Source organism: Paraburkholderia sp. BR10923, assembly GCF_040948765.1.
In the GTDB taxonomy this organism is placed as follows: Bacteria; Pseudomonadota; Gammaproteobacteria; order Burkholderiales; family Burkholderiaceae; genus Paraburkholderia; species Paraburkholderia youngii.
In genome coordinates, this window is record NZ_JBFPKO010000003.1 from 285,327 (window position 1) to 310,927 (window position 25,601).

A 25,601-nucleotide genomic window follows, 5' to 3' on the forward strand; every position below is an offset into this window, starting at 1 on the left:
GCGCGCTCAAACCCCGCCGAAGCGGCCGCAAGCAGCCGTTCTGGCGAGATGTTAAAGTGCCCGCTACTGAAAATTCCGCCGAACGTTGTCAGCCGCTGTATCGCCTGTGAATCGTCTGGCGATACACGGCGACCGGCAACGCCCGACCTGCATCAATGCCAAACACCACACCATCCGGCACGACCGACGTGCTTTCGCACCGCCTGTCCGTGCTCGACTCGAGCCCGCAGCGCGATGCGCTGATACGCGGCCTGCGCGGCATCGAAAGGGAAAGCCTGCGCGTAACGCGCGACGGCCAGCTCGCGATGACGCCGCATCCGCGCGCGCTCGGCTCGGCGCTCACGCATCCGTCGCTGACGACCGACTACTCCGAGGCGCTGCTCGAGCTGATCACGCCGGCCGAGCAGGACGCCGCCGAAACGCTCGCGCAGCTCGACGTGCTGCATCGTTTCGTCTACGCGGAGCTCGGCGACGAGATCCTGTGGAACAACTCGATGCCGGGGCTGTTGCCCGCCACCGACGACGGCATTCCGATCGCGCACTACGGCACGTCGAACATCGGCAAGCTGAAGTACGTGTACCGGGTCGGCCTCGCGCTGCGCTATGGCCGCACGATGCAGTGCATCGCGGGCATCCACTACAACTATTCTCTGAACGAAGAAGTGTGGCGCCTGCTGCACGCCGATCAGCAATCCACCGCGAACGCCGTCGACTTCCAGTCCGACCGCTACCTCGCGCTGATCCGCAATTTCCGCCGCACGAACTGGCTGCTGATGTATCTGTTCGGCGCGTCGCCGGCGCTCGATCGTCGATTCCTCCGCGATCGCAAACACACGCTCGACACGTTCGACGCCGACACGCTGTATCGCCCGTACGCGACGAGCCTGCGCATGAGCGATCTCGGCTATTCGAACACGACCGCGCAGGCCGCGCTGCACGCCGACTACGACACGCTGCCCGGCTATCTCGACGCGCTCGCGAAAGCCGTGAGCCAGCCGTATCCCGCCTACGAGCAGATCGGTACGCAACGCGACGGCGAGTGGGTGCAGATCAACACCAACGTGCTGCAGATCGAAAACGAGTTCTATTCGACGATCCGTCCGAAGCGCGTCACGTATCCGGGTGAGCGGCCGCTCCATGCGCTCGCCGTGCGCGGCGTGCAATACGTCGAAGTGCGTTGCATGGATATCGATCCGTTCGAGCCGAGCGGCATTTCGCTCGAAACATCGCGCTTTCTCGATGCGTACCTGCTCGTATGCGCGCTCGACGACAGCGCGCCATTGCCTCCGCCCGCCTACACCGAAGCGAATCAGAACTTCGGCCGCGTGACGATGGAAGGCCGCAAGCCAGGCCTCGAACTGGTTCGCGACGGCAAGCCGGTCGCGATGACCGAATGGGCCGACGAACTGCTCGTGAAAATCGACGCCGCGGCGGCCGTGCTCGACGGCTTGAGGGGCGGCGACGAACACGCGCGCGCGGTCGCCGCGCAACGCGCGAAGCTCGCGGACGTATCGCTGACGCCATCGGCGCGCGTGCTGCAAACGATGCGTGACCAGCAGCAGAGCTTTCTCGCGTTCGGCCTCGCGCAAAGCGAAGCGCACGCCGCGTACTTCCGCGCGCGTCCGCTCGATGCCGAGCAGTCCAAGGCGTTTGCGGACCTCGCGGTGCAATCGCTCGACGAACAGGCGAAGCTCGAACGCGAGGAGGTTGGTTCGTTCGACGCGTTCGTCGCCGCGTATCGGGCCTATACGCTCAATCGCTTCAGTGTCTGAGCGCTCGGACCACAACAACTCGAGAAGTAATCAAGCGGCCCACGTGGCCGCTTTTTCTTTGTCCGTGCGAAACCGCAAGTAAGCTCTACGGATTGCTCTCTGCGAGCGCGCGCAATCGGCAAATTCTCCACGCGCCGTCGCGATTCTCTGATCTGGGTGAAACACCGCCTGGATGGGGTGGTCCAAAATGTTATGACAGGCTTCGCAGCGGAGGTACCGACGTGAAGAACAAAGCTCTGTTGGCCGCACTGTGTCTCGTAGCGACTGCGGGATGCTCAACGCAGGGTCAGGTCAATCCGGACGTCATGCAGATCGCGACCAAGCCGTTGACGTGTTCGAACAAGGCCGAATGCGACCTCTGGTGGCAACGGGCGCAATCGTGGGTCGCGAGTCATTCGAAGTACAAGATCGAGACCGCTAACGACTCGCTAATCCAGACCGCCGGCCCCGACGGTGGCAAGCGGGCTCTCGCGTTTCAGATCACGCGCGCCTCGGAACCCGATGGCACCGTTACGATCGGCTTTTCCGCGCACTGCGACAGCTCGCTCGGCTGCAAGCCGAATCCGTGGGAAGCCGGTGCTGATTTCAAGCAGTATGTGAGGGGCACCACGGGCACAGCCGCCAGCGCGCCGCAAGGCAGTGCGACGCCATCGCAGAACGCGCCCGATGCGACGCATCCGGAGACGATGCCCGGAAAGACCACCAGGCTGCCGAATGGCGAGGCGATGTCGCAATAGCTGAAGCTGTGGCGGCAGCGGCGATGCATTCGCCGCCGCCGCGTGTTTGCTTCAGTGTCCTAACGAGGGCCCGCTGCCCTTGCGTGGCTTGGTGATCCACACGAGCAAGGCCAGCACGATAAACGCCGCGCACGAGATGCGGAAAAAATCGTTGGTGGCCATCATGTACGCCTGGCTAGTCACCACCTGGTTCAGCTGCGCGGTGAGACTGTCGCCGGACAGCCCAGCGCCCGCGAGCGCATTCGTATAGGCGTTCGTGTTGGCCGAATACGTGTTGACCGTATCGGCGAGCATCGCGTGGTGATAGATCGTGTCGTTTTCCCAGAACGTCGTGCTGATCGCAGTGCCGATCGCGCCCGACAACGTGCGGAAAAAGTTCGACAGACCCGACGCGCTCGCAAGACGCTCGTCGGGCACGCTCGACAGCGTGATCGTTGTCATCGGCACGAAGAAGCACGCGACGCCGATGCCCTGCACGAGCCGCGGCAGGATCACGTGGCCGAACGGCACGTCCAGTGTGAACGTCGAGTTCCAGAACGACACGATCGCGAACACGATGAACGCGAAGCTCGCGACCATGCGCAGATTCAGCCGATGCATGTTCTTGCCGATCATCGGCGATAGAAACAACGCAAGCAGTCCGACCGGTGCCGTGGCGAGACCCGCGAGGCCCGCCGTGTAGCCCATCACCGTTTGCAGCCATAGCGGAAAGATCACCACCGAGCCGAAGAACGCCATGAAGCCGAACGAAATGATGACGACGCCAAGCGCGAAATTGCGATCCTTGAACAGCGACAGGTCGACGATCGGCTCCTCCTCGGTCAACTCCCACACGAGCAGGAATGCAATCGACACGAGCGCTATCACGGCGAGCGCGACGATGAACGTCGAGTTGAACCAGTCGCGGTCCTTGCCGAGGTCGAGCATCATCTGCAGGCAAGACACGCCGGTCACGAGCAGCACGAGGCCCACCACGTCGATGCGCTGGCGCGTCGTCTGCGTTTCGCGGCCACGCAGCAGCAGATACGCGCAGAACGCCGAGAACAGGCCGATCGGAACGTTGATGTAGAAGATCCACGGCCACGTGAAGTTATCGGTGATATAGCCGCCCATCACCGGGCCGAAGATCGGCGCGCAGATCACCGTCATCGCCCATAAGCCGAGCGCAAGGCCGCGCTTCGCGGGCGGGTAGGAGCGCATCAGGATCGTCTGCGACAGCGGCACCATCGGCCCGGACACGAGCCCTTGCGCAAGCCGGAATGCAATCAGCGATTCGAAGTTATGCGCGAAACCGCAGGCCGCCGACGCGATCGTGAACAGCAGCACCGACAGCGTGAAGAGCCGAACTTCGCCGACGCGTCGCGCGAGCCAGCCGGTCAGCGGCACGGCAATCGCCGAGGCGACCGAGTACGACGAGATCACCCAGGTGCCCTGACTGGCCGCGACGCCGAGGCTGCCGGAAATGGTCGGCACTGCGACGTTCGCAATCGAGGTGTCGAGCACCTCCATGAAGGTGCCGAGCGCAAGGCCGACGGTCAGCAGCGCGAGCGTGCCGCCTTTGAGCGGAGCGGGTTCGGCTACGGGCAGCGCGGCGTTGGAAGCCGTGGCATCCATAATTTTGGTTCTCCTCAGGCGGCAAAAGCTTGTCGTGGCAGCTTTATCGGGCGTCCCAGACACGATGCTTACATGCCAGATCACCCTCTGCCCAGACAGATATCTGATGACAATGGCGCCTTGGAAAGGCGCCTTGTGATTGTCTTGCTAGTACTTCGTGATGAAGCGCCGCCGCCCTCCGACGACGACCGCGCCTCGACGCATGCTTTGGCTCATCGCCGCGGCTCGTCCGGCGGTGGCGCCGGTCCGCAACCTACGTTGGCTTCGCCCTCGGGACCGTTTGCGATGAAACGGGCGAGCAGGTGAATCAGCGTCGCGTGCTCCTCGGCGGTAAAGCCGCGCAGTTGGTCGTTCAGCACGGTCGCGCCGAGGTTCGGCAGTTGCCGCGCGGCCTCATGGCCTTGCGGTGTCAGCTCCAGTTTCACCATGCGTCGGTCGTCGTTGCTGCGCGTGCGCACGACGAAGCCTTTCTTTTCCAGGCGATCGAGCAGTCGCGTCATCGAGCCGCTGTCGTACGACATCGCGCGCGACAGCTCGAAAGGCGTGCTCGCGCGGCGCGACGACAGCATCAGAATCACGCCGATCTGCTGCGCGGTGAGTCCGAGCGGCTTGACCGCACGGTCCGTGCGCTCGACCAGCACATTGCGCGCTTTCGTCAGGTAGTAGCCAAGACTGCTCGTGAGCTCGACTTCGTCCGCTTTGTAGGGGCCATCAACCATGGGGTATCCGAAACATCCAGGCAAGACGAAGTTTAGCTGCCTAAGCAGACAAGTCAAATCACATTTTGCGGTGCGCAACGAGCCAGCCTAAAAACAACAGTCGAATCATTTGCGCCGCACAGTATCTTGAAATTTGATTGCATGGTCAATATTATGACAAGCAATGAGTTTCGCGCGTCCTGCGCCATTCGAGACCATGTTCTGACCGATCGACCGCACGCCGCCCGCCTCGCGACGCGCGCCAAAGGATTTCCCCGATGCTGTACATCAAAAACACGCTTGGCGGCCTCAGCCGCTCACTGACCGATTCCGCACTCCATAGCTTCCAGGGCCGGCACCGCTGGTGGAAGCTCGCGCTTTTCGCGGGATTGCTCGTGCTGCCTGGCGGGTCCGTGGGCGTCGCGCTGCTCGCTTGGGCCGAGCATCGACGCGAAACGAAGCGGGCGAAGAAGGGCAACGCCGTAGTCGTGGAATCCAGCGAAATCGTATTGCCGAAGGAAAGCTTCGCGATTGAGACGGAAAACGTCGTCGCCGCGACAGCCAACAGCGGCAACGCTTGCCTCGCATCCGGTGGTGCGTCGTGCCGGGCCTCGGCTGGCAAACTCGCGTGTCAGCGTCAGCGTCAACGCCAGCAGACCCAATCCACGAAAACGAGGCTCTGAAGGGGTACCGATTCGCCGCGCTTTTCTCGCCATTCAAACACCGCAAACCCGCTGCCCCTCGCTCCACCGGTAACAACGCGTAACCATCGCGTCACCGCAAGTAACACACCTGCGCACCGCCTCGCATTAACCTTTCAGCTTTCGGTTTCCCGCGCTCGCGCGGGCCCATACGCTAACATTCCGGCAGACCACGATCTCGCCCGGTCGCTGGCGCCCTTCCCAGCCATACCGCGGCGTCCAGAAGGAATTCATTGCATGCAGTCTGTTCGAATCGCGCGCGCGCGGGCATTTGCACCGCGCGTCCTATCCGTTGCCGTCAGCGCGGCCTGCGCGGCACTCGTCGCCGCCTGCGCGGTCGGCCCGGACTATCAGCGGCCGGCCACCGAGATCCCCGCGTCGTTCAAGGAGGCCGCGCCCGGCTGGAAGGTTGCCGAGCCCGCCGATCAACACGACCGCGGCGACTGGTGGGCGATCTACGAAGACCCGAAGCTCAACGAACTCGAAGACAAGCTCAACGCAGCGAACCAGACCATCGCGCAATTCGCCGCGAACTACCGGCAGGCGCGCGCGCTCGTCGGCGAAGCGCGGGCCGCGTACTTCCCGACCATCGGTGCGTCGGCGGGCGCGACCCGCTCGGGCAACGGCTCGCAAACCGGCGGCAATGCGACGACGGCGACGAGTCGCGAAGGCATCAATAACAGCTTCAACGTCCAGATGACGGCGAGCTGGGAGCCGGACCTGTGGGGCTCGGTCACGCGCTCGGTCAACGCACAAAAAGCCGGCCAGCAGGGCGCGGCCGCCGAACTCGCAAACGCGCGCCTGTCCGCTCAGGCAACGCTCGCGCAGACCTACTTCCTGCTGCGCGCGCTCGACTCCACGCAGAAGCTGCTCGACGACACCGTTCTCGCCTATCAGCGCTCATTGCAGCTCACGCAGAATCAGTACGCGGCCGGCGTCGCCGCGCGCTCGGACGTGATCCAGGCGCAAACGCAGCTGCAATCGGCGCAGGCCGCCGCAATTGAGAACGGCATCCAGCGCGCGCAGGACGAGCACGCGATCGCGGTGCTGATCGGCGTGCCCGCGTCGATGTTCTCGCTGCCGCCGATGCCGCTCACCGCGACGCCGCCCGCCGTGCCCGCGCAGATGCCGTCCGCGCTGCTCGAACGCAGGCCGGATATCGCATCGGCGGAACGCAAGGCCGCGGCAGCCAACGAGCAGATCGGCGTGGCGATCGCCGCGTTCTTCCCGTCGCTCACGCTGTCGGCGACCGGGGGCTTCGAGAACTCGGTGTTCTCGCAATTGTTGACGTTGCCGTCGCGCTTCTGGACGCTCGGCCCACAACTGGCCGGGACGATCTTCGACGCCGGCCTGCGCAAGGCCCAAACCGAGGCCGCGCGCGCCACCTATGACGCGGATGTCGCGACCTATCGGCAAACGGTGCTCGCCGCGTTCCAGGACGTCGAGGACAACCTTGCGTCGCTGCGCATCCTCGAGCAGGAAATCGTCGTGCAACGGCAGGCGGTCGACTCGGCGCGCCAGGCGCTCGCCATCGTGACGAACGAGTACAAGGCGGGTACGGTCGGCTTCGTCAACGTGCTGACCGCGCAGACCACGGCGTTCACGGCCGAACAGAAGCTCGAGAATATCGCCGGGCAGCGGATGGTGTCGTCGGTGGGGCTCGTGAAGGCGCTCGGCGGCGGCTGGGATGCGTCGCAGATGAATCGCGAGACCGGCGATGTCGCGGCGCCCGCGCCGCTGCCGGCATCGGCTCCGGCGGCTGCGGCAGTCGGCGCGGCGTCCATCGCACAGGGCAACGCGCCGCAAGCGCGGGTGCAAAGCAAATAATTGCCCGCTGCGCCCGCCGCGCAGCAGAATCGCAATGTAGAAGAGGCATGACCGCGATTCGCGGCCATGCCTCTTTTTTCATCGCGCTACGCGCGCGAAGCGCACCTCAGTGCATGAACGTCAGCGCCACCGTATCCGGCCCGCTCGGCCGGCCAAGCAGATTCAGCAGGCCGGCGAGGTTATCGTGCTGTTCCGGCGCGGCGCTCGCCGTGCCACGAAACGACGTCGATGTGGCGGACATCGTGCCGCTGCCGGTCAGCGTCAACGGTCCTTTGATCGTACTCAGATCGAGCGCCGACGACTTGCCCTGCGCCTGAAACCTGACCCGGTACGACCCGAGCGGCTTCACGAGCGACACACGCGAGCTGACGTCGTCGAGCGTCATCGTCAGCTGGCCGAACGCTTCGCCGTTGAAGCTGCGCCAGTCGGTCCACGACAACTGCACATTGCCCTGCAGATCGAGCGTGTTGAATGGCGCGCCAAGCCCCGCGAGCAGCGACGCCGGCACCGCGAGCACGCCCGGCGTGACGGTTGCGCCGCGCGGCGTCGCATCGACCGTGATCGGGTCGGGCATTGCCTCGCTATGGCGCATGACCATGCGCACGCGTCCGGTGAAAAGCGGCCAGAACGCGGTGCGCCACTCGATCCGCCCAGGCAGCAGCGTCGCCGCGCTCATATCGGAGCCGGCGGCCAGCATCAGCGTCGCCGAGCCGTGCCACAGCGAGCCCTCGGCGTCGACAAGATTGACGTGCCCGTGCGTTTGGCGCGCGAACTGCGGCGTAATCCACGCGGCCGGCAGCAGCGCGAGCGTCACGGCCGCCACCGACAAAACGGCGACCACCAGCCACGGCAGCGCCCTACGCAGGCGCCACATCCAGTAATTCATGCGAGATCCTGTAGCGAGCGGCGCGTCGTTATTTCGTGCTCGACGGTTGCAGCGCGACCGTCAGATCCACCTGGCCGTCGTCTTTCAACGCGGTGATATGCGCCTCGGAGACCTGCACCTTGAACTGCTTTCGCACGTCATCGACCCACGCGGTCCAGGCCGGAAACGCGACGTTTTTCATCTGCACCTGCACCGCGTTGCCGACGAACTGCACCTGCGTCGCGGCGAGGCCGTGCTCGCCGAGCGATGCGGAGAGCGCGTCCTTCAGCGCCGCGCCGGTCGGCGCGACACCTTGCGCGGCCGCCGACAGCGCACGCGCCTCGTTCGCCTGCGCGGTCATCTGCGCGAGCTGCCGCTGCAGGCTGGGCAGCGATTGACGCAAATGCGCGCGGCCTTCCTGCGCGGGCGCCCATAGCACCGACCATGCGATCGCCACGGCGAGCGCGGCGCCGCCCCACGTCAGCAGCGCCTTCTCGCGATCGGTGCGCTGGTCCCAGAAGCCAGCCCATGTTTGAGCGAGTTCAGCTTTCATTGTCCGTTCCTGATGGTCCACTTGCCGGTGCTGCTGTCGATCGCGCCGGTCAGGCCGTTGCGCGCGAGGCGCTTGGCGAAGTCGGGGTCGACCTTGATCGCGGGTTTGAAGGTCACGTCGAGGCGGTGCTCGTGATAGTCGAGCGCGGCGATGCCGTTGACCGGCAGCGGCGACAACGAGCGTGCGAGGCCGTCGGCGAGCGACAGGAAATCCTCCGGCGACAGCTCGCCCGCCGCGACGCGCAGCTGTTGCAACTGACGCGCCATCTGATCAGGCGCGTCGAGCACGACGGTCGTCTTCGGGAACGTGTTGAGCAGCAGCTCCGTCATCTGCGTGTTGATCGCGTCGCGCTGACGCGCGAGCATCAGCCACTGCACGTTCGCGCCGATGATCGCGACGACGAGCGCGGCGACCGCGAGCACGATCGGCAAACGCAGACGCCGCAGCGTCGCGCGATCGAGGCGCCACGGCTGCGACGCGAATTCGAACTGGCACAGGTCGAAGCGGCATTCGAGCGCGCGCCGAGCGAGCTGCTCGAACGGCAGCGGACTCGCGCCGTGGATATGCGAGGCGAGCCGCGCGGGACTCGTCGTGGGTTGGTTGGGCTCGTTACCCGGCACTTCGGTCAGCATGTACAGCGACACCGGCGCCGCTCCCGCCAGTGCGGAGAGCGTCGCGTTCACCGCATTGGCCGGGGCCGCGAGACCCTCGCCCTGCACGCCGCGCGCAATCGCCAGTTCGACGCGCGGCACGCCGCTGTCGACCGCGCCTTCGACCAGCAGCGCGGGCGCGGTCTGCACGACCGCACCGAGCACCGCGGCCACCATCGGCACGATGGACGGCGCTTCGGGCGCGACCACCGGCGCGACGCCCGGCGGCGACGTCGCGACGCTCGCCGCGCCCGCCATGACCGGCTCGCGCACCTCGGCGGTTTCGTCGACGTTCCCGGCGACTTCGGTCACCGGCGCCGGCGGCAGGCAACGCGTGACCGGCACCGCGCGCAGGCTGCGATGACCGGCCGCCGTGAACGCCTCGCAGATGAAACGGAACCAGCCGCGATCGATGATCGCGAGCAGGTGCCGGCCTTCCCCAAGCCCCTGCGGATCGACCGCGATATGACAGGTCTGCGGGTCCTGGATCAGTTGATCCTCGACGATATTGGGCAGCGCCTGGCGCAGCTTCGGGCCGCGCAGCGGCGGCAGCGTCGCGGGCATCAGCAGCAGGTCGCGCGCGGCGACCATCAGCACCGTCGTGTTCGCGCGCGGCAGCAGCGCGAGCGCCGAGCGCCCGGCGCGCTGCGTGCGCTCGGCCTTGTCGAGCAGCACGAACGGCAGCTCGGGCAGTTGCCACTCCTGCGAGGGCACCGCCGGATCACGCGGCGGCAATAGGACGATCAGCGTGCTCAAAGGCCACTCTCTCTGTGGATTGCGTTATTCATAGTTGGTCTTGTACCCGCACGATACGCGTAGTGTGAGTCAGCGGATCGCGATAGACGAGTGTCGTGCGATCCACTTCGGCGCGCTCGTGCTGCACAGTGCCGTGGACTAAAAAGTAGCTCGAATTGACGTCGAACTGATTCGGATCGATCGACGCCGATTGCACGCCGGCGGCGGTCAGCGCGAGCTGCACGTCGCCGGCGTTGCGGAAAAACACGGTCTGGCGCCGCGCGACCAAGGCCTGCGCCTGCGACACGGCCATGCCCGGCACCACCGCCGCGATCACTTCGGCCGACGCGGTGTTCATGTTGATCGCAGTGACGGTCGGCAGCACGGTGACGAACGGCCGCAGCTTTGCGACGATCTCCGGTGTGTAGCCCGGAATGTCGAGCAGCGAATCGACGCCCGTCATCAAGAGCGGCGCGACCGCCACGTTGTCCTCGCCGTCCTCGATGCCGGGCTGGTTCGTGAAGTTGCCGCCCGTCATCCCGCCGCCGCCGACCTGCGGCGAGCTGCTGATCGACGTGCCGGTCTGAAAGCGCGTCGCCGATTGCGACAGCCCTGCGCGCACGTGCAGCGCGGTCACTTTGGCCAGCTGCCCGCTCAGGCCGAGCGACACCAGCAGGCGCTGATACGCGGCCGTCTGCTCGGCGCTGATTTGCGTCACGCCGGGCGCCGGACTCGCGACCAGATTGCGCAGATTGAATCTGGACTGCGCGTCCTCGATCGAGCCCGACAGATACGTGGCCGCGCCTTGCTCAGCGCGCACCTCGCCGATCTGGCCGAGAAAATCCGACAGCCGCGTTTTCGCGATCGGCACGCCCCACAAGCCGCCCAGATACGTGATGCCCGCCGACGTGTCGCCTTCGGAGCGCAGGATCAGCCGGGTCCAGTCGAGCGCGCCGCGCGCGACCCATTGCGCCTGGGACAGCAGCCGCTGATTTTCGATGCGGCGGATCTGCACCTGCTGGCGCCACAACATGCCGGACACGAGGATCGCCGACAACGCGACGACGAGCAGCGCGCTGATGATGGCGGCGCCTCGCTCGCGTGCACGCGCGCGCGAAGCGGATGGGGACTTCTTCGGCAACGACGAGGAGAACGTCATGTCATTCTCCGACCAGAAAAACGCGCGTAACCGGCTTTGCGAGCGATGTCGCGCCGATGCTGATCTGGAGCCCCGTCACCGAGCGCGGCATCGGCGCGTTGCCAAGTTGCGGCACCTTCAGATTGTTGACGGCCTGGTTCATCGCGGTTTGCACGTCGTTCATCTGGATGGTCCAACCGAGCTTCGGCACATACATGCGCGCCGAGATCGAGCCGACGCCGCCCATCAGCGGCACCGCGGTCCAATCTTCGTCGCTGCCGTGCAACGCGCGCCGCAAGTCGCCGACGTTACCGATCGGCGGCGACGCATAGCGCACCACGCGGCCGTTCGAGATCTGATAGCGCACCACCTGCAGACGCGGCGCGGTGCCCGGCAGCACCATGTGCCGCACGATCTGCAGCGTGTTGCCGGAGACCGAGACCGCGGCCTGGCTGGCTTCGTCATCGCTGGCTGCCTGGCGCGCGTCGATGCGCATCTGGTCGAACAGCTGGGCGAACACCCGCTCGTCTTCCATCGCGTTCGTGATCGTCGAGCGGGCTCGGATGATCTGATCGAGCCCGCGCCACGACAGCACGGCGATCACCGCGAGGATCGCGATCGCGACCAGCAGTTCGATCAGCGTGAAGCCGCGCGCGCCGTAACGGCGGCGGCGCTCACAGCGAGCGGTTGATTTCATTCGCGACCACCGTGACCATCTGGGCGAGATTGCCGGACTGGCCGGGCATCGTCACCATCACTTCGACACGGCGAAACACCGGATTCGGCGTCGCCGTCACATGCTCGGTACAGCGCAGTTGCAGATTGCCTTGCGAGCAATCGAAGCTCGTCGAGCCGATGTTCGGCCATGCATGCTTCAGATGCAGGTCCGCGAGCGCGTTGTCCGCGCTCCAGCCGGCGAGCAGACGCCGGTGCAGATCCGCTTCGCCGCTCGCCAGACTGCCGACCGCGCGCAGCGACGCGGCAAGCGCCACCGCGATGATGGCGAGCGCGACCAGCACCTCGATCATCGTGAAGCCTCGCTGGTTGCGGCACGCTATAGCGCGCGTGTTGCAAGGAGAAGAGGCATGGGCGGCCCTGCCATAACGTCGCATCCGCATGTCAGCGCACCTCGTAGCGGCCATTGCCGGTACTGACGATCGTCGCCTGTCCGGCCGCCGAAAACAGCGTGACCTGCACCGGCACGTCGATCGCCTCGGTACCGAACACGATGCGATCGGCGTGCGAATCCGAACCCGGGAAACTGATCGCGACACTGGTCACGCCGCCTTCCCACTTACGCGGCCCGAGCAGATCGTCACGCAACGGACGCCAGCCGTCCTGGGTGCGCTGATCGAAACGGAAGCCGCCTTCGAACGGCTGCCACGCGATCGGCCGCGCCCGCACCTGCGCTTCGTCGCCAGCCGATTCGAACAGCAGCGCGAGACGCTGCGCTTCTTCGTTCAGATCGGTGCGCGGATTGCGGGTCATCGTCAGCGCGGTCAGCGACACGAGCAGACCCGCGATCACGAGCACGACCATCATTTCGAGCAGCGTGAAGCCAGCCGCGCGGCCGCGGGGTTGCCGGGAGCGCGGCCGTGAAGCCGTACACGGAGTGTCCAGACGGGACTTGCAAGCGGACGTGCGCATAGTGCCGGTCATCGACGATCAACGAATATTCAAACAGCAATGCATCGGTGAAGCACGCACGCTTCGTCGCGCCACGCAAATTGCGGCGCGGCGGGCAGGGCGCCCGGTGAAACCAGCGGCCAACCCAGTGGCAACGAGGGCGCGTGCGTGAACATCATCGAGCCTGGCGGGATGCTCTGTTCTGCGCGCTTATTGCCATGACCCGACGTCGGCATCGTTGCCTTCGCCGCCCGGTTTGCCATCGGCGCCGTAGCTGAACACATCGATCTCACCGTGCACGCCCGGATTTAGATACTGATACGCGTTGCCCCACGGATCATTCGGCAGACGCTCGAGATAGCCGCCGTCCTTCCAGTTGTTCGGCACAGGGTCGGTGGACGGTTTTTCGATCAGCGCGTGCAGGCCTTGCTCCTGGGTCGGATAGCGGCCGTTGTCGAGGCGATAGAGCTTCAACGCCTGCATCACGGTGCCGATATCCTGCTTCGCGGCGACGCGCCGCGCTTCGTCCGGACGGCTCATGATCTTCGGCACGATGAGCGCGGCTAGAATGCCGAGAATCGCGATCACGACCATGATTTCGATCAGCGTGAAACCGCGTTGACGACGGCCGCGTGAACCCGCGTTGTCAGCGCGGCGAATGGTCGACAGTTGCATAGCTTGCTACCTCTTTTCAGGTGAAATTTTCGGCTCGGGTTGTCAGATTGAACACGCCGGGCCGGTCATTTTAATGTCATGCAGTTGAAGGCTTTCAACCCACCGCAATCTTCACAATAGTCCGTACAATGTGCGCATGAACGCCATCCAAATCCGCCTCCTGTCGCTCGCGCTGTTCGCCGCTTTCTGCGCGACGCTCACCTACTGGGTCATCACGCTCACCACGATGTCCGGCGCGCCGCTACCGGCTGCCGCCGCACACGCGCAGGTCTCGACCGACCAGGCCGCGACGCTGTTCGGCGGGCAGCTCGCGCGCAACGTCAATCAGGACATCCATCTGTTCGGCATCCTCGCGTTGAGCGAAGGCGCCGCGGCGATCGTCAGCGTCGGTGGCGAGCCGCCGCACGCGGTGTCGCTCGGCAGCACGCTGATGCAAGGCACCAGGCTCTCCGAAGTTCGCGCCCGCTCGATCATCATCGACCGCAATGGCGCCCACTCGGAAATCTTCCTGCCCGCCAATTCCAGCGGTCCCACCATTTACGTGCGCTGAAACTTGAAGCGGTTGCGCGGCTGATACGGCACGCCGCGCCAATCCTTCCTTTTCCCTCCTCGCGCTACGGCTGCCGCTACTGCACGAGGTTGTTCAGTTCGATGATCGGCAGCATCACCGCAAGCACGATCACGAGCACCACGCCCCCCATCGCCAGAATCAGCAGCGGCTCGAGCAGGCTCGTCAGGAACATCGTGCGACGCTCCAGTTCGCGCGCTTCGCCGTCGGCCGCGCGATCGAGCATCGTCGTCACGTCGCCGGTCGCTTCACCCGAGCGGATCAGGTGCACGAGCACCGGCGGAAACGTCTTCGTGTTGCCCAGCGCGCGCGACAGCGACGTACCTTCGCGCACCCGCACGATCGCATCGTCGATGTTCTCGCGCATTGCGTTGTTGCTGAGCGTATCGGCCGCGGCCTGCAACGCGCGCAGAATCGGCACGCCCGCCGCGGTCAGAATGCCGAGCGTGCTGGCGAAGCGCACGGTGTTATAGCCGCGCACCAGCTTGCCGAGCAGCGGCGCGGTCAGCAGCCAGCGGTCGAAGGCAAGGCGCGGCCCCGGTTGCCTGAGCGTCGCGCGCACCAGATAGACGACCACGATCGCGCCGATCAGCATCGCCCACCACCAGTGCCGCACGAAACCGGACAGCGCCATCATCATGATCGTCAGAAACGGCAGCTGCTGCTTGGTGCTCGCGAACACGTTGACGACCTGCGGCACCACATAGCTGAGCAGGAACGTAACGATGCCGAACGCGATGATCGTGACGATCGTCGGATACGTGAACGCCAGCACGATCTTCTGCTTCAGGGCATTGCGCTGCTCGATGTAATCCGCGAGCCGCGACAGCACCAGGCCGAGCTTGCCCGTGTGTTCGCCGGCCGCGACGAGCGCCCGGTAGATCTCGGGGAAATCCTTCGGATGCTGCTGCAGCGCGTTCGCAAGCGAATGACCGCCGAGCACTTCGGCGCGAATCGCCGCCATCAGCTCGCGGATGTAGTCGCGCTCCGACTGCTCGGTCAGCACCGAGAGCGCTTCGTCGAGCGGCAGGCCCGCGATCAGCAGACTCGCGAGCTGCCGCGTCAGAATCGCCTGCTCGCGCTGCGACAGACGACGCCCGAGCGCGAGCCGCTGATTGCGCTCGCCGCGCGTGCGCGACGCCGCCGGTTCGACGACGAGCGGCGTGAGTCCCTGCGAACGCAGGTTGGTGCGCGCGCCGCGCGCACTGTCGGCGTCGAGCACGCCTTTTTGTGCCTTGCCCGCCGCGTCGATCGCTTCAAAACGGAATGCCGGCATGCGCTTATGCTCCGCCCGTCACGCGAATCACTTCTTCGAGCGACGTCAGTCCCGATGCGAGCCAGCGCTCCGAATCCTCGCGCAGCGTGCGCATGCCTTGGGCGCGGCCCGCTTCGAGAATTTCGGCATCGGCCGCGTTGCGGTGGATCAGCGAGCGGATCGATTCGTCGATCAGCAACAGCTCGTAGACGCCGCGGCGTCCCGCGTAACCGGACTGGCCACAACGGTCGCAGCCGACCGGATGCCAGCGTTTGCTGCCATCTTCTTCGGTGCGCTCTTCGCGGCACACCGGGCACAGCCGCCGCACCAGCCGCTGCGCGAGCACGCCGAGCAGCGACGAGGCGAGCAGATACGGCTCGACGCCCATGTCGGTCAGACGCGTGACGGCCGATGCCGCGTCGTTCGTGTGCAGCGTGGCGAGCACCAGGTGGCCGGTCAGCGATGCCTGCACCGCGATCTGCGCGGTTTCGAGGTCGCGGATTTCACCGATCATGATGACGTCCGGGTCCTGACGCAGAATCGAGCGCAATGCGCGCGCGAAGCTCATGCCGATCCGCTCGTTGACCTGGGTCTGGCCGATGCCGGACAGGTCGTATTCGATCGGGTCTTCCACCGTCATGATGTTGGTGGTTGCCGTCTCCAGTCGCGACATCGACGCATACAGCGTCGTCGTCTTGCCTGAGCCGGTCGGGCCCGTCACGAGCACGATGCCGTGCGGCTTGCCGATCAGCTTGTCGAACTGGCCGAGCGTGTCGGATGCCATGCCGAGCGCTTCGAGATTGAGCCGCGCCGCGTCTTTCTCGAGCAGACGCAGCACCGCGCGCTCGCCGTGGCCCGTCGGCAGCGTCGATACCCGCACGTCGACCGGACGACCGCCAACGCGCAGCGTGATGCGGCCGTCCTGCGGCAAACGTTTTTCCGCGATGTCGAGCTGCGCCATGATCTTGATCCGCGAGATCAGCGCGCCGTGCAGCGCTTTCTTGGGCCGCACCACGTCGCGCAGCGTGCCGTCGACGCGAAAACGCACTACCGACGCATTCTCGAACGGTTCGATATGAATATCCGATGCCTGCTCGCGTGCGGCTTGCGTGAGCAGCGCGTTGATCATGCGGATGATCGGCGCGTCGTCTTCCGATTCGAGCAGATCCTCGACCTCAGGGATGTCCTGCATCAGCCGCGACAGATCGACTTCGCCTTCCACTTCGCCGACCACCTGCGCGGCGCTGCCGTCCTGGCGCGCATAGGCCTGGTTGATCGCCTGCGCGAGATCGTCGGCGGGCACGCGCACGACCGACACTACGCCGTAGTTGCGCGCGATTTCGGCAAGCGCGGCTTCGCTCGTGCGTTCGCTGATCCAGACTTCGAGGCTATCGGCATGCTGATGCGCGACCAGGATCTGGCCGCTGCGCGCAAAACCGTATGGCACGAGCCGGGCGGCAAGCGGCGAGGGCGCCGCGCGCTCGCCGGCCGCGACATCGCCGTTCAGCGGACGTTGCGAGGGCGCGGTTTGCGCGGGCATCTGCGTCACGGACGCGCTCCCGGCGACACCGTGCTCGGCACCGGGCCGCTCGCCGGCTCGACGACGGCCGGTTGTGGCATGGTTTGCGGCACCGTCTGCGGCACGGGTTGGGTTGTAGTCTGCGCGCCAGCTTGGGGTACGGCCGGCGCGCCAGCTTGGGGTACGGCCTGCGGCGGTACCTGTTGTGGAACCTGTTGCGGTGCCTGCTGCGGCATCATCTGCTGGCGGCGCATCTGGTTCAGGTCGAACAGGTTCATCGCCGGCACCCCGCCCTGGCTCGGGCCGAGCGGCATCGGCGGCACGACCGGATCGTCGCGATCCCTCATGATGTTGTTGTCCTGACGGTACGCGCCCTGCACACCCTGGATGTAGTCGTAGCGGTTCGCCGTGACGGCCTGCGTGGTGTCGCGGTCGGCGAGAATGACCGGGCGCAGGAACACCATCAGGTTAGTCTTGTTGCGTGTCTTCTGCTCGGAGCGGAACAGCTGGCCCAGCCACGGAATGTCGCCAAGCAGCGGCACTTTGCTGTTGCTGACCTGGTAGTTGTCCTGCATCAGGCCGCCGAGCACGATGATCTCGCCGTTATCGCACAGCACGGTCGACTGGATCGAACGCTTCGTGAATTCCGGACCCGCCGGGTTCGTCGCCGCGTTGTTAGTGCCGTTCACGATTGCCGAATCTTCAGTGTAGAGCAGCAGCTTCAGGATGCCGCCGTCGGTGATCTGCGGCTTCACGTGCAGCGTCAGACCGACGTCGACACGGTCGAACGTATTGAACGCCGCGCTCGTCGTGCCGCTCGTCAGGTTCGAGTACGAACCGGTCTGGATCGGCACGTTGGTACCGACGATGATCTTCGCTTCTTCGTTGTCGAGCGTGATCAGGTTCGGCGTGGACAGCACGTTCGCGTCGGCGGTCTGCGACAGCGCCTGCAGCAGCGCGCCGAGACCCTGCACGCCGAAGATGTTGTGGATCCAGCCGACGTTCAAGCCCTGTTGCAGGCCCTGGCTGCCCAGCGCCGTCGCGAGACCGCCGGTCGTGCCAGCAGCAGCCGCAGCAGCTGTCAGGTTGATGATGCTGTTGCCCGAGCCGGTCGCCAGGTTGGTACCGGCAAACAGGTTACCGTTCGCGACCTGCCACTGAATGCCGAGGTTGCCGCTCGTATTCGAGTTCAGCTCGACGATCAGTGCCTCGATATACACCTGCGCGCGACGCGCATCGAGCTGGTCGATCACCGCGCGCAAGTTGCGGTACGTCGCTTCGGGCGCCGTGACGATCAGCGAGTTGGTCGCGGGATCGGCCGTGATCATGCCGCCGCCCTGGTCCTCGCTCTTCTCCTTGTCGCTGCTCAGAAAACCACCGCTGCTGCTGCTCGAGCCCGAAGCGCCGCCGCCCATCGGCGAGTTCATCGAGCCGCCGCCGAGGCCGCCCGACGGCAACGGCGGCGTGCCCGACGAGCCCGTCGAATAGCTGCTGTTCGACAGACCGCCACCGCCGCCGCCACCACCACCACCGCCGCCGCCGCTCGTGTTCTGGTTGAACGAGTTCGCCTCGTTCGCGCCGCCCGACGAGCCCTCGCCGCCGCCCTTGCCGAGCATGCTGCGCAGCGTGCGCGCGAGCTTCGTCGCGTCGGCATTGCGTAGCGGCACGACGTGGATGTTGCCCGGCATCGCGGTCGGCATGTCGAGCTGCTTGGCGAGCTCCTTGGCCGCCGCGAGGCGTGCGGCGTTCGACGCGCGCATCAGCAGCGAGTTGGTGCGCGGATCGGACGAGATCGACACCTTGAGCGTCGCGTCCGTGCTGCCGATCGAGCCCGGATCGAGCATCTTGTTCATCTGCTGCGCGATGTCGATCGCATTCGCGTTTTTCAGCGGCACGACTGCAACCGCCTGGCCGGCCGCGCTATCGACACCCGCGATGATCTGGGCGATGCGCCGCACGTTGTCGGCGTAGTCGGTGACGACGATCGTATTGTTGGAGGGGTAGGCCGCGACCGTGTTGTTCGGCGAGATCAGCGGACGCAGAACCGGCAGCAGATTGTTGGCCGACTCATTCCTCAGCGTGAAGACCTGCGTGACGACCTGGTCGCCGCGCGCCGTCGGCGCGTTGCCGACGTAGGTCGGCACGCCCTGTAGCTTGGCGTCGGCCTCGGGCACCACTTTCAGCACGCCATGATCCTGCACGAGCGCGAACCCCTGCATGCGCAGCGCGGACTGCAGGGTTTTGAGCGCCTGATCCTGAGGCACAGAATTTTCGGACACGAGGTTCAGTTGCCCCTTCACCCGCGGATCGACGATGATCGTCTTGCCGGTTGCCGCGCCGATCGCCTTGGCGACCTGGTCGATGTCGGCGTTGACGAAGTTGAGTGTCACCTGCGCCTGTGCAGTTTGCGCGGTGATCAGTCCAGCCACCAGCAGCGCCGTTGCCGCCCGACGCAAAGCCATACAATTTCTTCTCATGGGATGTGATATCGATGCCGGCAGCCTCTGCCACCGACGGTCATGCGATGCGGACCCGGCGGCAAGCTACCGCCTGGTCGGTTTGTGAGCCGGCCCTAAAAGCGAGTTTCGCTTCGAGCTCCAGCGTCCCGACGTCCGAAAAAATCGAACAGTAACAGCTTTTCATGTCGGAATTGAAACAAAACAAGGGGCCTCATGCGAATCCATGAAGATCGCAGAGCTGTTATTAAATTGAAAGCTAACCATCACCGTACACTCACGCCATTACCCGGCTTTGTACGGTCTTATGTCGGTTAGCCAACTTGACGAAGGTCGGACTGCCGGTATGATACGAGCCGTTCGACCCACTGTTATGTGTTTGCTGACGCGGGTTTTCCCCGATGCTCGACGAACGCCCGGCCAGCTTGCCGTTGCGGCCGAGACGCGGTCGGCGAACTGCCTTACCGATTCTTACCTCGGGTTTGCTTAGTCCTATTGACCGATGATACGTCCGCTCGTCACCTTTGCCGCCACCCTCGCGCTGCTCGCCGCAGCCGGTTCCGCGCGCGCCGACTGCTTCGATGAAGCGGCGAAGTATCAGAAGGTCAATCCGCTGATCTTACGGGCTATCGCGTGGCAGGAGTCGCACAACCGGCCGGATGCGCAGCACAAGAACGCGAACGGCTCGACCGACTACGGTGTGATGCAAATCAATTCGGTGCATCTGCCGGTGCTCTCCCAGTACGGGATCTCGCAGGGCACGCTGATGGAGCCGTGCAAGAACGTTTACATCGCGGCGTGGCATCTGCGCCGCCAGATGAACAAGTACGGCAATACCTGGCAGGCGGTCGGAGCATACCACTCGGAGACGCCGACGTTGCGGGACAAATACGCGCAACAGATCGCTGCGATTCTGCGCAGCTGGAAGTTGATGCCCGCGCAGTAAGCCATTCCAACGCTGTCGCTCGCACGAGCCGCACGCATTTTAATGCACAATGCGATTTCGTGCTTTTTCGCGCCGTCGCAGCGACGCCGACGATTTGGCCCCACGCCCCGCACGCCTTCCAATCTTCCCGTATTTCGTACCGCGATGAACCAGCCGCTAATGCCCATCACCGTGCTCTCCGGTTTTCTGGGCGCTGGCAAGACCACGCTCCTGAACCACATCCTCGCGAATCGCGCCGGTTTGCGCGTCGCCGCGATCGTCGACGATCTGGCCGACGTCGATATCGAGCCGACGCTCGTGCGTGATGCGGCCGAGCTGCCGGGCGTCGGCGAGCAGATCGTCGAACTCAGGAACGGCTGCATTTGCTGCACACCGCGCGACGATCTGCAAAGCGACATCCGTCGCCTCGCCGGCGAAAAGCGCTTCGACGTGCTGGTGATCGAATCGATTGGCATCGCCGAGCCCATGTCGATTGCCGAAACCATCACATACGATGGCGACGAAGCCCCGTCGCCCGGCGAAGCCGCCCGGCTCGATACGATGGTCACGATCGTCGATGCGTTCAACTTCCTGCGCGATTACGCGTCTGCCGATGCGCTCTCCGAACGCGGCGTCACGGTCGACGAAGGCGACGACCGCATGATCGTGGAGTTGCTGATCGAGCAGATCGAGTTTTGTGACGTGCTCGTCGTGAACAAGATTGATCTCGTCAGCGCGGACGAGCTCGCGCGTTTGCAGCGCATCCTCGCGCGCCTGAACCCGCGCGCGGTGCAGCTCGTGAGCCGCTTTGCCGACGTGCCGCTCGATCAGGTGCTGAACACCGGACGCTTCGATTTCGACGAAGCGTCGAATGCGCAGGGCTGGCTCGCGGCGCTCGAGCACAAGCACGAGAATGAGCACGGCGGTAAAGATGGCCGCATGCATCACAGCGAAGCCGACGAATACGGCGTCGGCTATTTCGTCTATCGCGCACGCCGGCCGTTTCATCCGCAGCGGCTATGGGAGCTGCTGCACCAGGAGTGGAAGGGCGTACTGCGCAGCAAGGGATTCTTCTGGCTCGCGACGCGCAACGATATCGGCGGTTCGCTCTCGCAGGCCGGTGGTGCTTGCCGGCACGGCCCCGCGGGCATGTGGTGGGCCGCGCAGGATCGCAGCGAATGGCCGGAAGGCGACGACGAGCTGGCCGCCGAAATCGCCGCCGACTGGTACGGCGAGCCGGACGATATGAGCATCGGCGATCGTCGTCAGGAGTTCGCGCTGATCGGCGTCGATATCGACCCCGCCCTGTGGCGCGCGAAGTTCGATGCCTGTCTGCTCACCGACGACGAATACGCGCTCGGGCCGCAAGCCTGGCAGCAGTTCCCCGATCCGTTCCCGGCATGGGAGTTCGACGACCACGATCACGATCACGATGACGACCAGCATCACCATCATCATCACGGGCACGGCGACGACTGCGAGCATTGTGGACATGACCACGGCAAGAACGCGCATCGTCATGACTGAACGAAGCACGCCGCGCATTCGAACCTCATGCACGGACGAAAAAAAACCCGCCACTGGCGGGTTTTTCTCGCGGGTGTCAACTGCCCGGCAGTAGTCTGCTTAGCGCTTGTTGACTGCGTCCTTGAACGCCTTGCCTGCCGTGAACTTGACAGTCTTGGCAGCCGGGATCTTGATGGTTTCGCCGGTCTTCGGATTACGCCCCGTACGCGCTGCGCGCTTGCCCGAACCAAAGCTACCGAAGCCGATCAACTGGACCGCCTCACCCTTCGACACAGACTTCTTGATCACTTCAAGCAACGTGTCCAGCGTTTCACCGGTTTGAGCCTTGCTGGCGCCCGTCTGTCCTGCGACAGCGTCGATCAGTTCCTGTTTGTTCATTAAGGTTCCTTTCTGAGTTTAGGTTGATACGAACAGCGCGACCGCGCCGATTATACGTGCGCGCACCGCGCCGTCGAGCAGCTGCGGCCCCGATCCTGAAGATCTCCCACGCCGGACAGGATACTGTTCGGCGGCCGTGCTGCCGCTCCCTTCGCGGCGCTTGCTATGATAGCGCAGCGCAAACCCAATCAGGATAAGGGTTTCGAGGAATTGCACGGTTTTCGGGCCGTTCTTGCAAGTAAATCGAAATTTTGCCCTTCAGCACCCCCTAAACGAGGGCTGAAACCCAGTCCTGGCGGGGGTTAGCGTTGGTTTTTGCCAACGCAGCAAAGCGTCTGAAAGCGTCCTGATGGGTCTTTTGCGGCGACTCGCGCGCGGCGCGCGCCGACTCCGACCATCGAACCCGCTCTTTCGAGCGATCTTTTGAGCGTGTTTTCCCGTCGCGCATGACCGATCCGCTGATCCCCGCCGTCCTCGCTTTCCGCGACAACGGCAGCCCCTTTTCACCGCACTACGACGACATCTATCACAGCGCCGTCGGCGCGCTCGAGCAGGCTCGCTACGTCTTTCTGCGCGGCAACGAATTGCCCGAAAGATGGCAGAGCCGTCGAACCTTCACCGTGCTCGAAACCGGCTTTGGCATCGGCATCAACTTTCTCGTCACGTGGGCCGCGTGGCGCGCCGATCCCGCACGCTGCGAGCGGCTGCATTTCGTGTCGACCGAAAAGCATCCGTTTAGCGCGGCCGATCTGCGCCGCGTCCACGAATCGACGATCTCCGATCCGCTCATCACCGAACTCGCGGACACGCTCGTGAACGCATGGCCGATGCTCGTGCCCGGTACGCACCGGCTCGAATTCGAAGGCGGCCGCGTCGTGCTGACGTTGATCTTCGCCGATGCGCTCGACAGCCTGCCCGCATTGCGGCTGCGTGCCGATGCTTTTTATCTCGATGGTTTCGCGCCCGCGAAAAATCCCGAGCTGTGGAGTCCGGCGATCTTCAAGGCGCTCGCGCGCGTCGCCGGCGATGACGCAACCTTGTCCACCTATAGCAGCGCGGGCGACGTCAAACGCGCGTTGACGCAATGCGGCTTCGAGTATCGCAAGGTCGACGGCTTCGGCTGGAAACGCGCGATGCTGGTCGGACGCTTCGCGCCGCGCTGGCGTGTGCGCCGTTATGAACCGCCCACGCCGTTCGGCCGCGATGAACGACATGCGGTCGTGATCGGAGCGGGGCTGGCCGGCTGCGCAGTGATCGAACGGCTTGCGGCACGCGGCTGGCGCGTGACTTCGCTCGAGCGGCATGGGTCGGTTGCGCAGGATGCGTCGGGCAATCCGGCCGGCGTATTCCACCCAATGATTTCGCGCGACGACAGTGTCGCGTCGCGCGTCACGCGGGCGGGCTTTCTGTACTCGCTCAATCGTTGGACCGTACTCGAAAACGCAGGGCATCGACTGGCCCGCGGCGATCGCGGCCTGTTGCAGATCGCCGCGGACGACGACGAATCGCGCGCGATCGGCGCGGCCATCGCCACGTTTCGCTATCCGTCCGACTACGTGACGCCGGTCTCCGCGGCCGATGCAGCGCGACTCGCCGGCATGCCGCTCGCGCGTGGCGGCTGGTTCTTTCCGCGCGGCGGCTGGATCGATCCCGCCTCTCTTTGCGCGGCGCAATTGGCATCGGCAGGCGGCTTGCTTGAACGACGCTTCGGCGTCGAAGTCGCGCGGCTCGAACGTTGCGGCGACCAGTGGACCGTCTTCGATATCGCGGGAAAGATGGTCGCGCGAGCGCCGGTCGTGATCGTCGCCGGTGCGCATGAAGCTGCGCGCATCGCTGGCTTGCGTCATGCGCCGACTCGCAGCATTCGCGGTCAGTTGAGCTTGCTGCCGGCGGGGACCGTCGCGCCGCTCGCGCTGCCGGTGATCGGCGAGGGCTATGCCGTGCCGCTCGCGAACGGCGTCACGCTGACAGGCGCGACCTATGAGCTCGACGACCCCGACACGTCGCTGCGCGCGGACGGTCACCGCGAGAATCTCGAGCGCGTCGCGCAGATGCTGCCGTCGTTCGCAAGCGCACTCGATGAAGCGTCGCTGAACTCGCTCAGCGGACGCGTTGCATTTCGCTGCGTGACCTCGGACCGCATGCCGATGATCGGCCAGCTCGCCGACGAAGCCGCCGCCGCACGCGATGCTGCTCGCCTGCGCGGCGCATGGCCGCTCGATCTGCCGCGCGTCGACGGTCTATACGGCGCATTCGCTTATGGTTCTCGCGGGCTGGTATGGGCCGCGCTCGGCGCTGAACTGATCGCATCACAGATCGAAGGCGAGCCGTGGCCGCTGGAACGCGATCTCGCCGAGGACATCGACCCCGGGCGTTTTCTGCTGCGTTCGTTGCGACAGGGGACGATCGGTTAACCGGTTCGACCATTGCGGAGTTAACGCCCGGCACGTTAACTCCGCCCGCGCTGTAAACCACGTTAACCGACACCTCCGCTTATCCACCGCAACCTGTGGATAACCACCCAGTTAGCCGGCGCAAGTGGTGTGGAGCCGTTGTGGACGTAAACGGGGTAACTGGGACATCACGAAAAAGTGCGAAAAGTTGCTCGCGTATACCGGCCGCAGCCGCACATGCTGTCCATCCGGTTATGCGGCCGACAACCTGATGATTTATTTCGGTAAACATAGGTTATCCACAGAAACCGAGGCAGCTTGTTAACTGTTACTACGTATACATACGGTAAACCAGTAAACAGCAAAGACGGGGGCTAGCGCCCCGCCTATCGGGCTGGATGAATTTCGTTCGAGCTCACGTAAACGGATTGCTCGATGCGCGCGGTTAACCTGGGAAGAGCGCGAACGAAACGCAGACCAAACCGCACATCAAGGTCACACACGCGGGCGTAATGCCAGGGAGCGGATTCACCGTTCGCGATGTTGTTGAAATTGACGGGATACCTCGAAAAAAGGTCGCTTTTTCCGTTCGGTATGAAAATAACGTACTTTTTTACCGTTTTGCCAGCGAGTTAACGTCTTTTCGGTTAACGCGGAACAAGCTATGGCACAATCCCGGTTCTTTTCCGCGTCGTGCCACCGCATCTGACGGCACGCGCAGCAACGGAACGGTGCCGGTCAAACAGAATCTGATTCAAGGTCGACGGCGTTCCTTCACCGTGCCTGTTGCTACTGCCGCATCCCGTGAATGTGCCCGACTCAGTGCGGTTTTTTGCGGCCGCGGCGCATTCCGATCATCCGATCATTGAAACCTCGCAACGCTGACTTCGCGAAGCGCTTGCGACAACGAGCGCTCTCGGTTCGCTCGTGCCACGGCGTGCGTGTGCGCCGGTTCGTGTCGTCTGCCGTTGCTGCCAAGGAGAACCCAT

Annotated in this window: 23 protein-coding genes; 8 read left to right on the forward strand and 15 right to left on the reverse strand. The window is 64.7% G+C overall.

What is annotated here, in order from left to right; all coding sequences use genetic code 11:
• The first annotated feature begins 155 nt into the window (after positions 1-155).
• Together gshA and AB3X94_RS07265 are read left to right on the forward strand one after the other, a co-directional pair.
• The gene (gene gshA, locus AB3X94_RS07260; RefSeq protein ID WP_368611146.1) at positions 156-1,772 is read left to right on the forward strand and encodes a glutamate--cysteine ligase; all 1,617 of its coding nucleotides are present in this window, start codon (positions 156-158) and stop codon (positions 1,770-1,772) included.
• Between the two features lie 221 nt (positions 1,773-1,993).
• The gene (locus AB3X94_RS07265; protein ID WP_368588288.1) at positions 1,994-2,509 is read left to right on the forward strand and encodes a hypothetical protein; all 516 of its coding nucleotides are present in this window, start codon (positions 1,994-1,996) and stop codon (positions 2,507-2,509) included.
• A gap of 51 nt (positions 2,510-2,560) precedes the next feature.
• On the opposite strand, the gene AB3X94_RS07270 is transcribed toward AB3X94_RS07265, so the two are convergent.
• Positions 2,561-4,123: a DHA2 family efflux MFS transporter permease subunit gene (locus AB3X94_RS07270; protein WP_368611147.1), complete on the reverse strand. Its 1,563-nt coding sequence runs from the start codon at positions 4,121-4,123 to the stop codon at positions 2,561-2,563.
• A 212-nt stretch (positions 4,124-4,335) separates the two neighbouring features.
• Positions 4,336-4,842: a MarR family winged helix-turn-helix transcriptional regulator gene (locus AB3X94_RS07275; protein ID WP_368611148.1), complete on the reverse strand. Its 507-nt coding sequence runs from the start codon at positions 4,840-4,842 to the stop codon at positions 4,336-4,338.
• A 257-nt stretch (positions 4,843-5,099) separates the two neighbouring features.
• On the opposite strand from AB3X94_RS07275, the gene AB3X94_RS07280 reads away from it, so the two are divergent.
• Complete coding sequence (locus tag AB3X94_RS07280; RefSeq protein WP_368611149.1) at positions 5,100-5,504, forward strand: hypothetical protein; 405 nt, start codon at positions 5,100-5,102, stop codon at positions 5,502-5,504.
• Between the two features lie 255 nt (positions 5,505-5,759).
• Positions 5,760-7,349, forward strand: coding sequence for an efflux transporter outer membrane subunit (locus tag AB3X94_RS07285; RefSeq protein ID WP_368611150.1), 1,590 nt, complete (start codon positions 5,760-5,762; stop codon positions 7,347-7,349).
• 106 nt (positions 7,350-7,455) lie between these two features.
• Here the strand turns inward: AB3X94_RS07285 and AB3X94_RS07290 are convergent, their stop codons facing one another.
• From AB3X94_RS07290 to gspG, 8 genes are all read right to left on the reverse strand, one after another.
• Positions 7,456-8,235 (reverse strand): type II secretion system protein N, encoded by a 780-nt coding sequence (locus AB3X94_RS07290; RefSeq protein WP_368588283.1) that lies wholly within the window; start codon positions 8,233-8,235, stop codon positions 7,456-7,458.
• 28 nt (positions 8,236-8,263) lie between these two features.
• Complete coding sequence (locus AB3X94_RS07295; protein WP_368611151.1) at positions 8,264-8,767, reverse strand: type II secretion system protein M; 504 nt, start codon at positions 8,765-8,767, stop codon at positions 8,264-8,266.
• Positions 8,764-10,173: a type II secretion system protein GspL gene (gene gspL, locus AB3X94_RS07300; protein WP_176109891.1), complete on the reverse strand. Its 1,410-nt coding sequence runs from the start codon at positions 10,171-10,173 to the stop codon at positions 8,764-8,766. The genes AB3X94_RS07295 and gspL overlap by 4 nt, the downstream gene beginning before the upstream one ends.
• Before the next feature lie 28 nt (positions 10,174-10,201).
• On the reverse strand, positions 10,202-11,311 hold the full coding sequence (gene gspK, locus AB3X94_RS07305; protein WP_368611152.1) for a type II secretion system minor pseudopilin GspK: 1,110 nt from the start codon (positions 11,309-11,311) through the stop codon (positions 10,202-10,204).
• Position 11,312: 1 nt separating this feature from the next.
• Complete coding sequence (locus AB3X94_RS07310; protein ID WP_176109893.1) at positions 11,313-11,987, reverse strand: type II secretion system protein J; 675 nt, start codon at positions 11,985-11,987, stop codon at positions 11,313-11,315.
• Entirely contained in the window at positions 11,965-12,408 is a 444-nt protein-coding gene (gene gspI, locus AB3X94_RS07315; protein WP_368611153.1) for a type II secretion system minor pseudopilin GspI, read from the reverse strand. The genes AB3X94_RS07310 and gspI overlap by 23 nt, the downstream gene beginning before the upstream one ends.
• A 1-nt stretch (position 12,409) precedes the next feature.
• Entirely contained in the window at positions 12,410-12,949 is a 540-nt protein-coding gene (locus tag AB3X94_RS07320; RefSeq protein ID WP_368611154.1) for a GspH/FimT family pseudopilin, read from the reverse strand.
• A gap of 177 nt (positions 12,950-13,126) precedes the next feature.
• Positions 13,127-13,591, reverse strand: coding sequence for a type II secretion system major pseudopilin GspG (gene gspG / locus AB3X94_RS07325; RefSeq protein WP_176109896.1), 465 nt, complete (start codon positions 13,589-13,591; stop codon positions 13,127-13,129).
• A 136-nt stretch (positions 13,592-13,727) separates the two neighbouring features.
• On the opposite strand from gspG, the gene AB3X94_RS07330 reads away from it, so the two are divergent.
• Entirely contained in the window at positions 13,728-14,141 is a 414-nt protein-coding gene (locus tag AB3X94_RS07330; protein WP_176109897.1) for a type II secretion system protein N, read from the forward strand.
• Positions 14,142-14,217: 76 nt separating this feature from the next.
• On the opposite strand, the gene gspF is transcribed toward AB3X94_RS07330, so the two are convergent.
• The 3 genes from gspF to gspD are packed head-to-tail and all read right to left on the reverse strand — an operon-like array spanning position 14,218 to position 19,395.
• A complete protein-coding gene (gene gspF, locus AB3X94_RS07335) occupies positions 14,218-15,435 on the reverse strand; it encodes a type II secretion system inner membrane protein GspF (protein WP_368611155.1) in 1,218 nt (405 codons plus the stop codon).
• A gap of 4 nt (positions 15,436-15,439) precedes the next feature.
• A complete protein-coding gene (gene gspE, locus AB3X94_RS07340) occupies positions 15,440-16,954 on the reverse strand; it encodes a type II secretion system ATPase GspE (RefSeq protein WP_368611273.1) in 1,515 nt (504 codons plus the stop codon).
• 5 nt (positions 16,955-16,959) lie between these two features.
• Positions 16,960-19,395: a type II secretion system secretin GspD gene (gspD, locus tag AB3X94_RS07345; RefSeq protein WP_368611156.1), complete on the reverse strand. Its 2,436-nt coding sequence runs from the start codon at positions 19,393-19,395 to the stop codon at positions 16,960-16,962.
• Between the two features lie 496 nt (positions 19,396-19,891).
• Between gspD and AB3X94_RS07350 the strand changes: the two genes are divergently transcribed.
• Positions 19,892-20,335 carry a lytic transglycosylase domain-containing protein gene (locus AB3X94_RS07350; RefSeq protein ID WP_176109899.1) on the forward strand — a complete coding sequence of 148 codons (444 nt, stop codon included), beginning with the start codon at positions 19,892-19,894 and terminating at the stop codon, positions 20,333-20,335.
• A gap of 144 nt (positions 20,336-20,479) precedes the next feature.
• Positions 20,480-21,841 (forward strand): GTP-binding protein, encoded by a 1,362-nt coding sequence (locus tag AB3X94_RS07355; RefSeq protein WP_368611157.1) that lies wholly within the window; start codon positions 20,480-20,482, stop codon positions 21,839-21,841.
• A 99-nt stretch (positions 21,842-21,940) separates the two neighbouring features.
• Here AB3X94_RS07355 and AB3X94_RS07360 read toward each other — a convergent pair whose 3' ends face one another.
• Both AB3X94_RS07360 and AB3X94_RS07365 read right to left on the reverse strand, forming a co-directional pair.
• Positions 21,941-22,219 (reverse strand): HU family DNA-binding protein, encoded by a 279-nt coding sequence (locus AB3X94_RS07360; RefSeq protein WP_013090989.1) that lies wholly within the window; start codon positions 22,217-22,219, stop codon positions 21,941-21,943.
• An 18-nt stretch (positions 22,220-22,237) separates the two neighbouring features.
• Positions 22,238-22,435: a hypothetical protein gene (locus AB3X94_RS07365; RefSeq protein ID WP_176109901.1), complete on the reverse strand. Its 198-nt coding sequence runs from the start codon at positions 22,433-22,435 to the stop codon at positions 22,238-22,240.
• Positions 22,436-22,665: 230 nt separating this feature from the next.
• Here AB3X94_RS07365 and mnmC point away from each other — a divergent pair, with 230 nt between their 5' ends.
• Positions 22,666-24,633: a bifunctional tRNA (5-methylaminomethyl-2-thiouridine)(34)-methyltransferase MnmD/FAD-dependent 5-carboxymethylaminomethyl-2-thiouridine(34) oxidoreductase MnmC gene (mnmC, locus tag AB3X94_RS07370; protein WP_368611158.1), complete on the forward strand. Its 1,968-nt coding sequence runs from the start codon at positions 22,666-22,668 to the stop codon at positions 24,631-24,633.
• Positions 24,634-25,601 lie beyond the last annotated feature (968 nt).

Excerpts from the sequence above, each read along its gene's own strand:
- gspI (WP_368611153.1), bottom strand. The coding sequence starts at position 12,408 with ATGCGGATGCGACGTTATGGCAGGGCCGCCCATGCCTCTTCTCCTTGC.
- AB3X94_RS07290 (WP_368588283.1), bottom strand. The coding sequence starts at position 8,235 with ATGAATTACTGGATGTGGCGCCTGCGTAGGGCGCTGCCGTGGCTGGTG.
- AB3X94_RS07360 (WP_013090989.1), bottom strand. The coding sequence starts at position 22,219 with ATGAACAAACAGGAACTGATCGACGCTGTCGCAGGACAGACGGGCGCC.
- AB3X94_RS07355 (WP_368611157.1), top strand. The coding sequence starts at position 20,480 with ATGAACCAGCCGCTAATGCCCATCACCGTGCTCTCCGGTTTTCTGGGC.
- AB3X94_RS07280 (WP_368611149.1), top strand. The coding sequence starts at position 5,100 with ATGCTGTACATCAAAAACACGCTTGGCGGCCTCAGCCGCTCACTGACC.
- AB3X94_RS07295 (WP_368611151.1), bottom strand. The coding sequence starts at position 8,767 with ATGAAAGCTGAACTCGCTCAAACATGGGCTGGCTTCTGGGACCAGCGC.
- gspD (WP_368611156.1), bottom strand. The coding sequence starts at position 19,395 with ATGGCTTTGCGTCGGGCGGCAACGGCGCTGCTGGTGGCTGGACTGATC.
- AB3X94_RS07320 (WP_368611154.1), bottom strand. The coding sequence starts at position 12,949 with ATGACCGGCACTATGCGCACGTCCGCTTGCAAGTCCCGTCTGGACACT.
- AB3X94_RS07275 (WP_368611148.1), bottom strand. The coding sequence starts at position 4,842 with ATGGTTGATGGCCCCTACAAAGCGGACGAAGTCGAGCTCACGAGCAGT.
- mnmC (WP_368611158.1), top strand. The coding sequence starts at position 22,666 with ATGACCGATCCGCTGATCCCCGCCGTCCTCGCTTTCCGCGACAACGGC.
- gspK (WP_368611152.1), bottom strand. The coding sequence starts at position 11,311 with ATGACGTTCTCCTCGTCGTTGCCGAAGAAGTCCCCATCCGCTTCGCGC.
- gspE (WP_368611273.1), bottom strand. The coding sequence starts at position 16,954 with ATGCCCGCGCAAACCGCGCCCTCGCAACGTCCGCTGAACGGCGATGTC.
- AB3X94_RS07310 (WP_176109893.1), bottom strand. The coding sequence starts at position 11,987 with ATGAAATCAACCGCTCGCTGTGAGCGCCGCCGCCGTTACGGCGCGCGC.
- gspG (WP_176109896.1), bottom strand. The coding sequence starts at position 13,591 with ATGCAACTGTCGACCATTCGCCGCGCTGACAACGCGGGTTCACGCGGC.
- AB3X94_RS07270 (WP_368611147.1), bottom strand. The coding sequence starts at position 4,123 with ATGGATGCCACGGCTTCCAACGCCGCGCTGCCCGTAGCCGAACCCGCT.
- AB3X94_RS07350 (WP_176109899.1), top strand. The coding sequence starts at position 19,892 with ATGATACGTCCGCTCGTCACCTTTGCCGCCACCCTCGCGCTGCTCGCC.
- gspF (WP_368611155.1), bottom strand. The coding sequence starts at position 15,435 with ATGCCGGCATTCCGTTTTGAAGCGATCGACGCGGCGGGCAAGGCACAA.
- AB3X94_RS07330 (WP_176109897.1), top strand. The coding sequence starts at position 13,728 with ATGAACGCCATCCAAATCCGCCTCCTGTCGCTCGCGCTGTTCGCCGCT.
- gshA (WP_368611146.1), top strand. The coding sequence starts at position 156 with ATGCCAAACACCACACCATCCGGCACGACCGACGTGCTTTCGCACCGC.
- AB3X94_RS07285 (WP_368611150.1), top strand. The coding sequence starts at position 5,760 with ATGCAGTCTGTTCGAATCGCGCGCGCGCGGGCATTTGCACCGCGCGTC.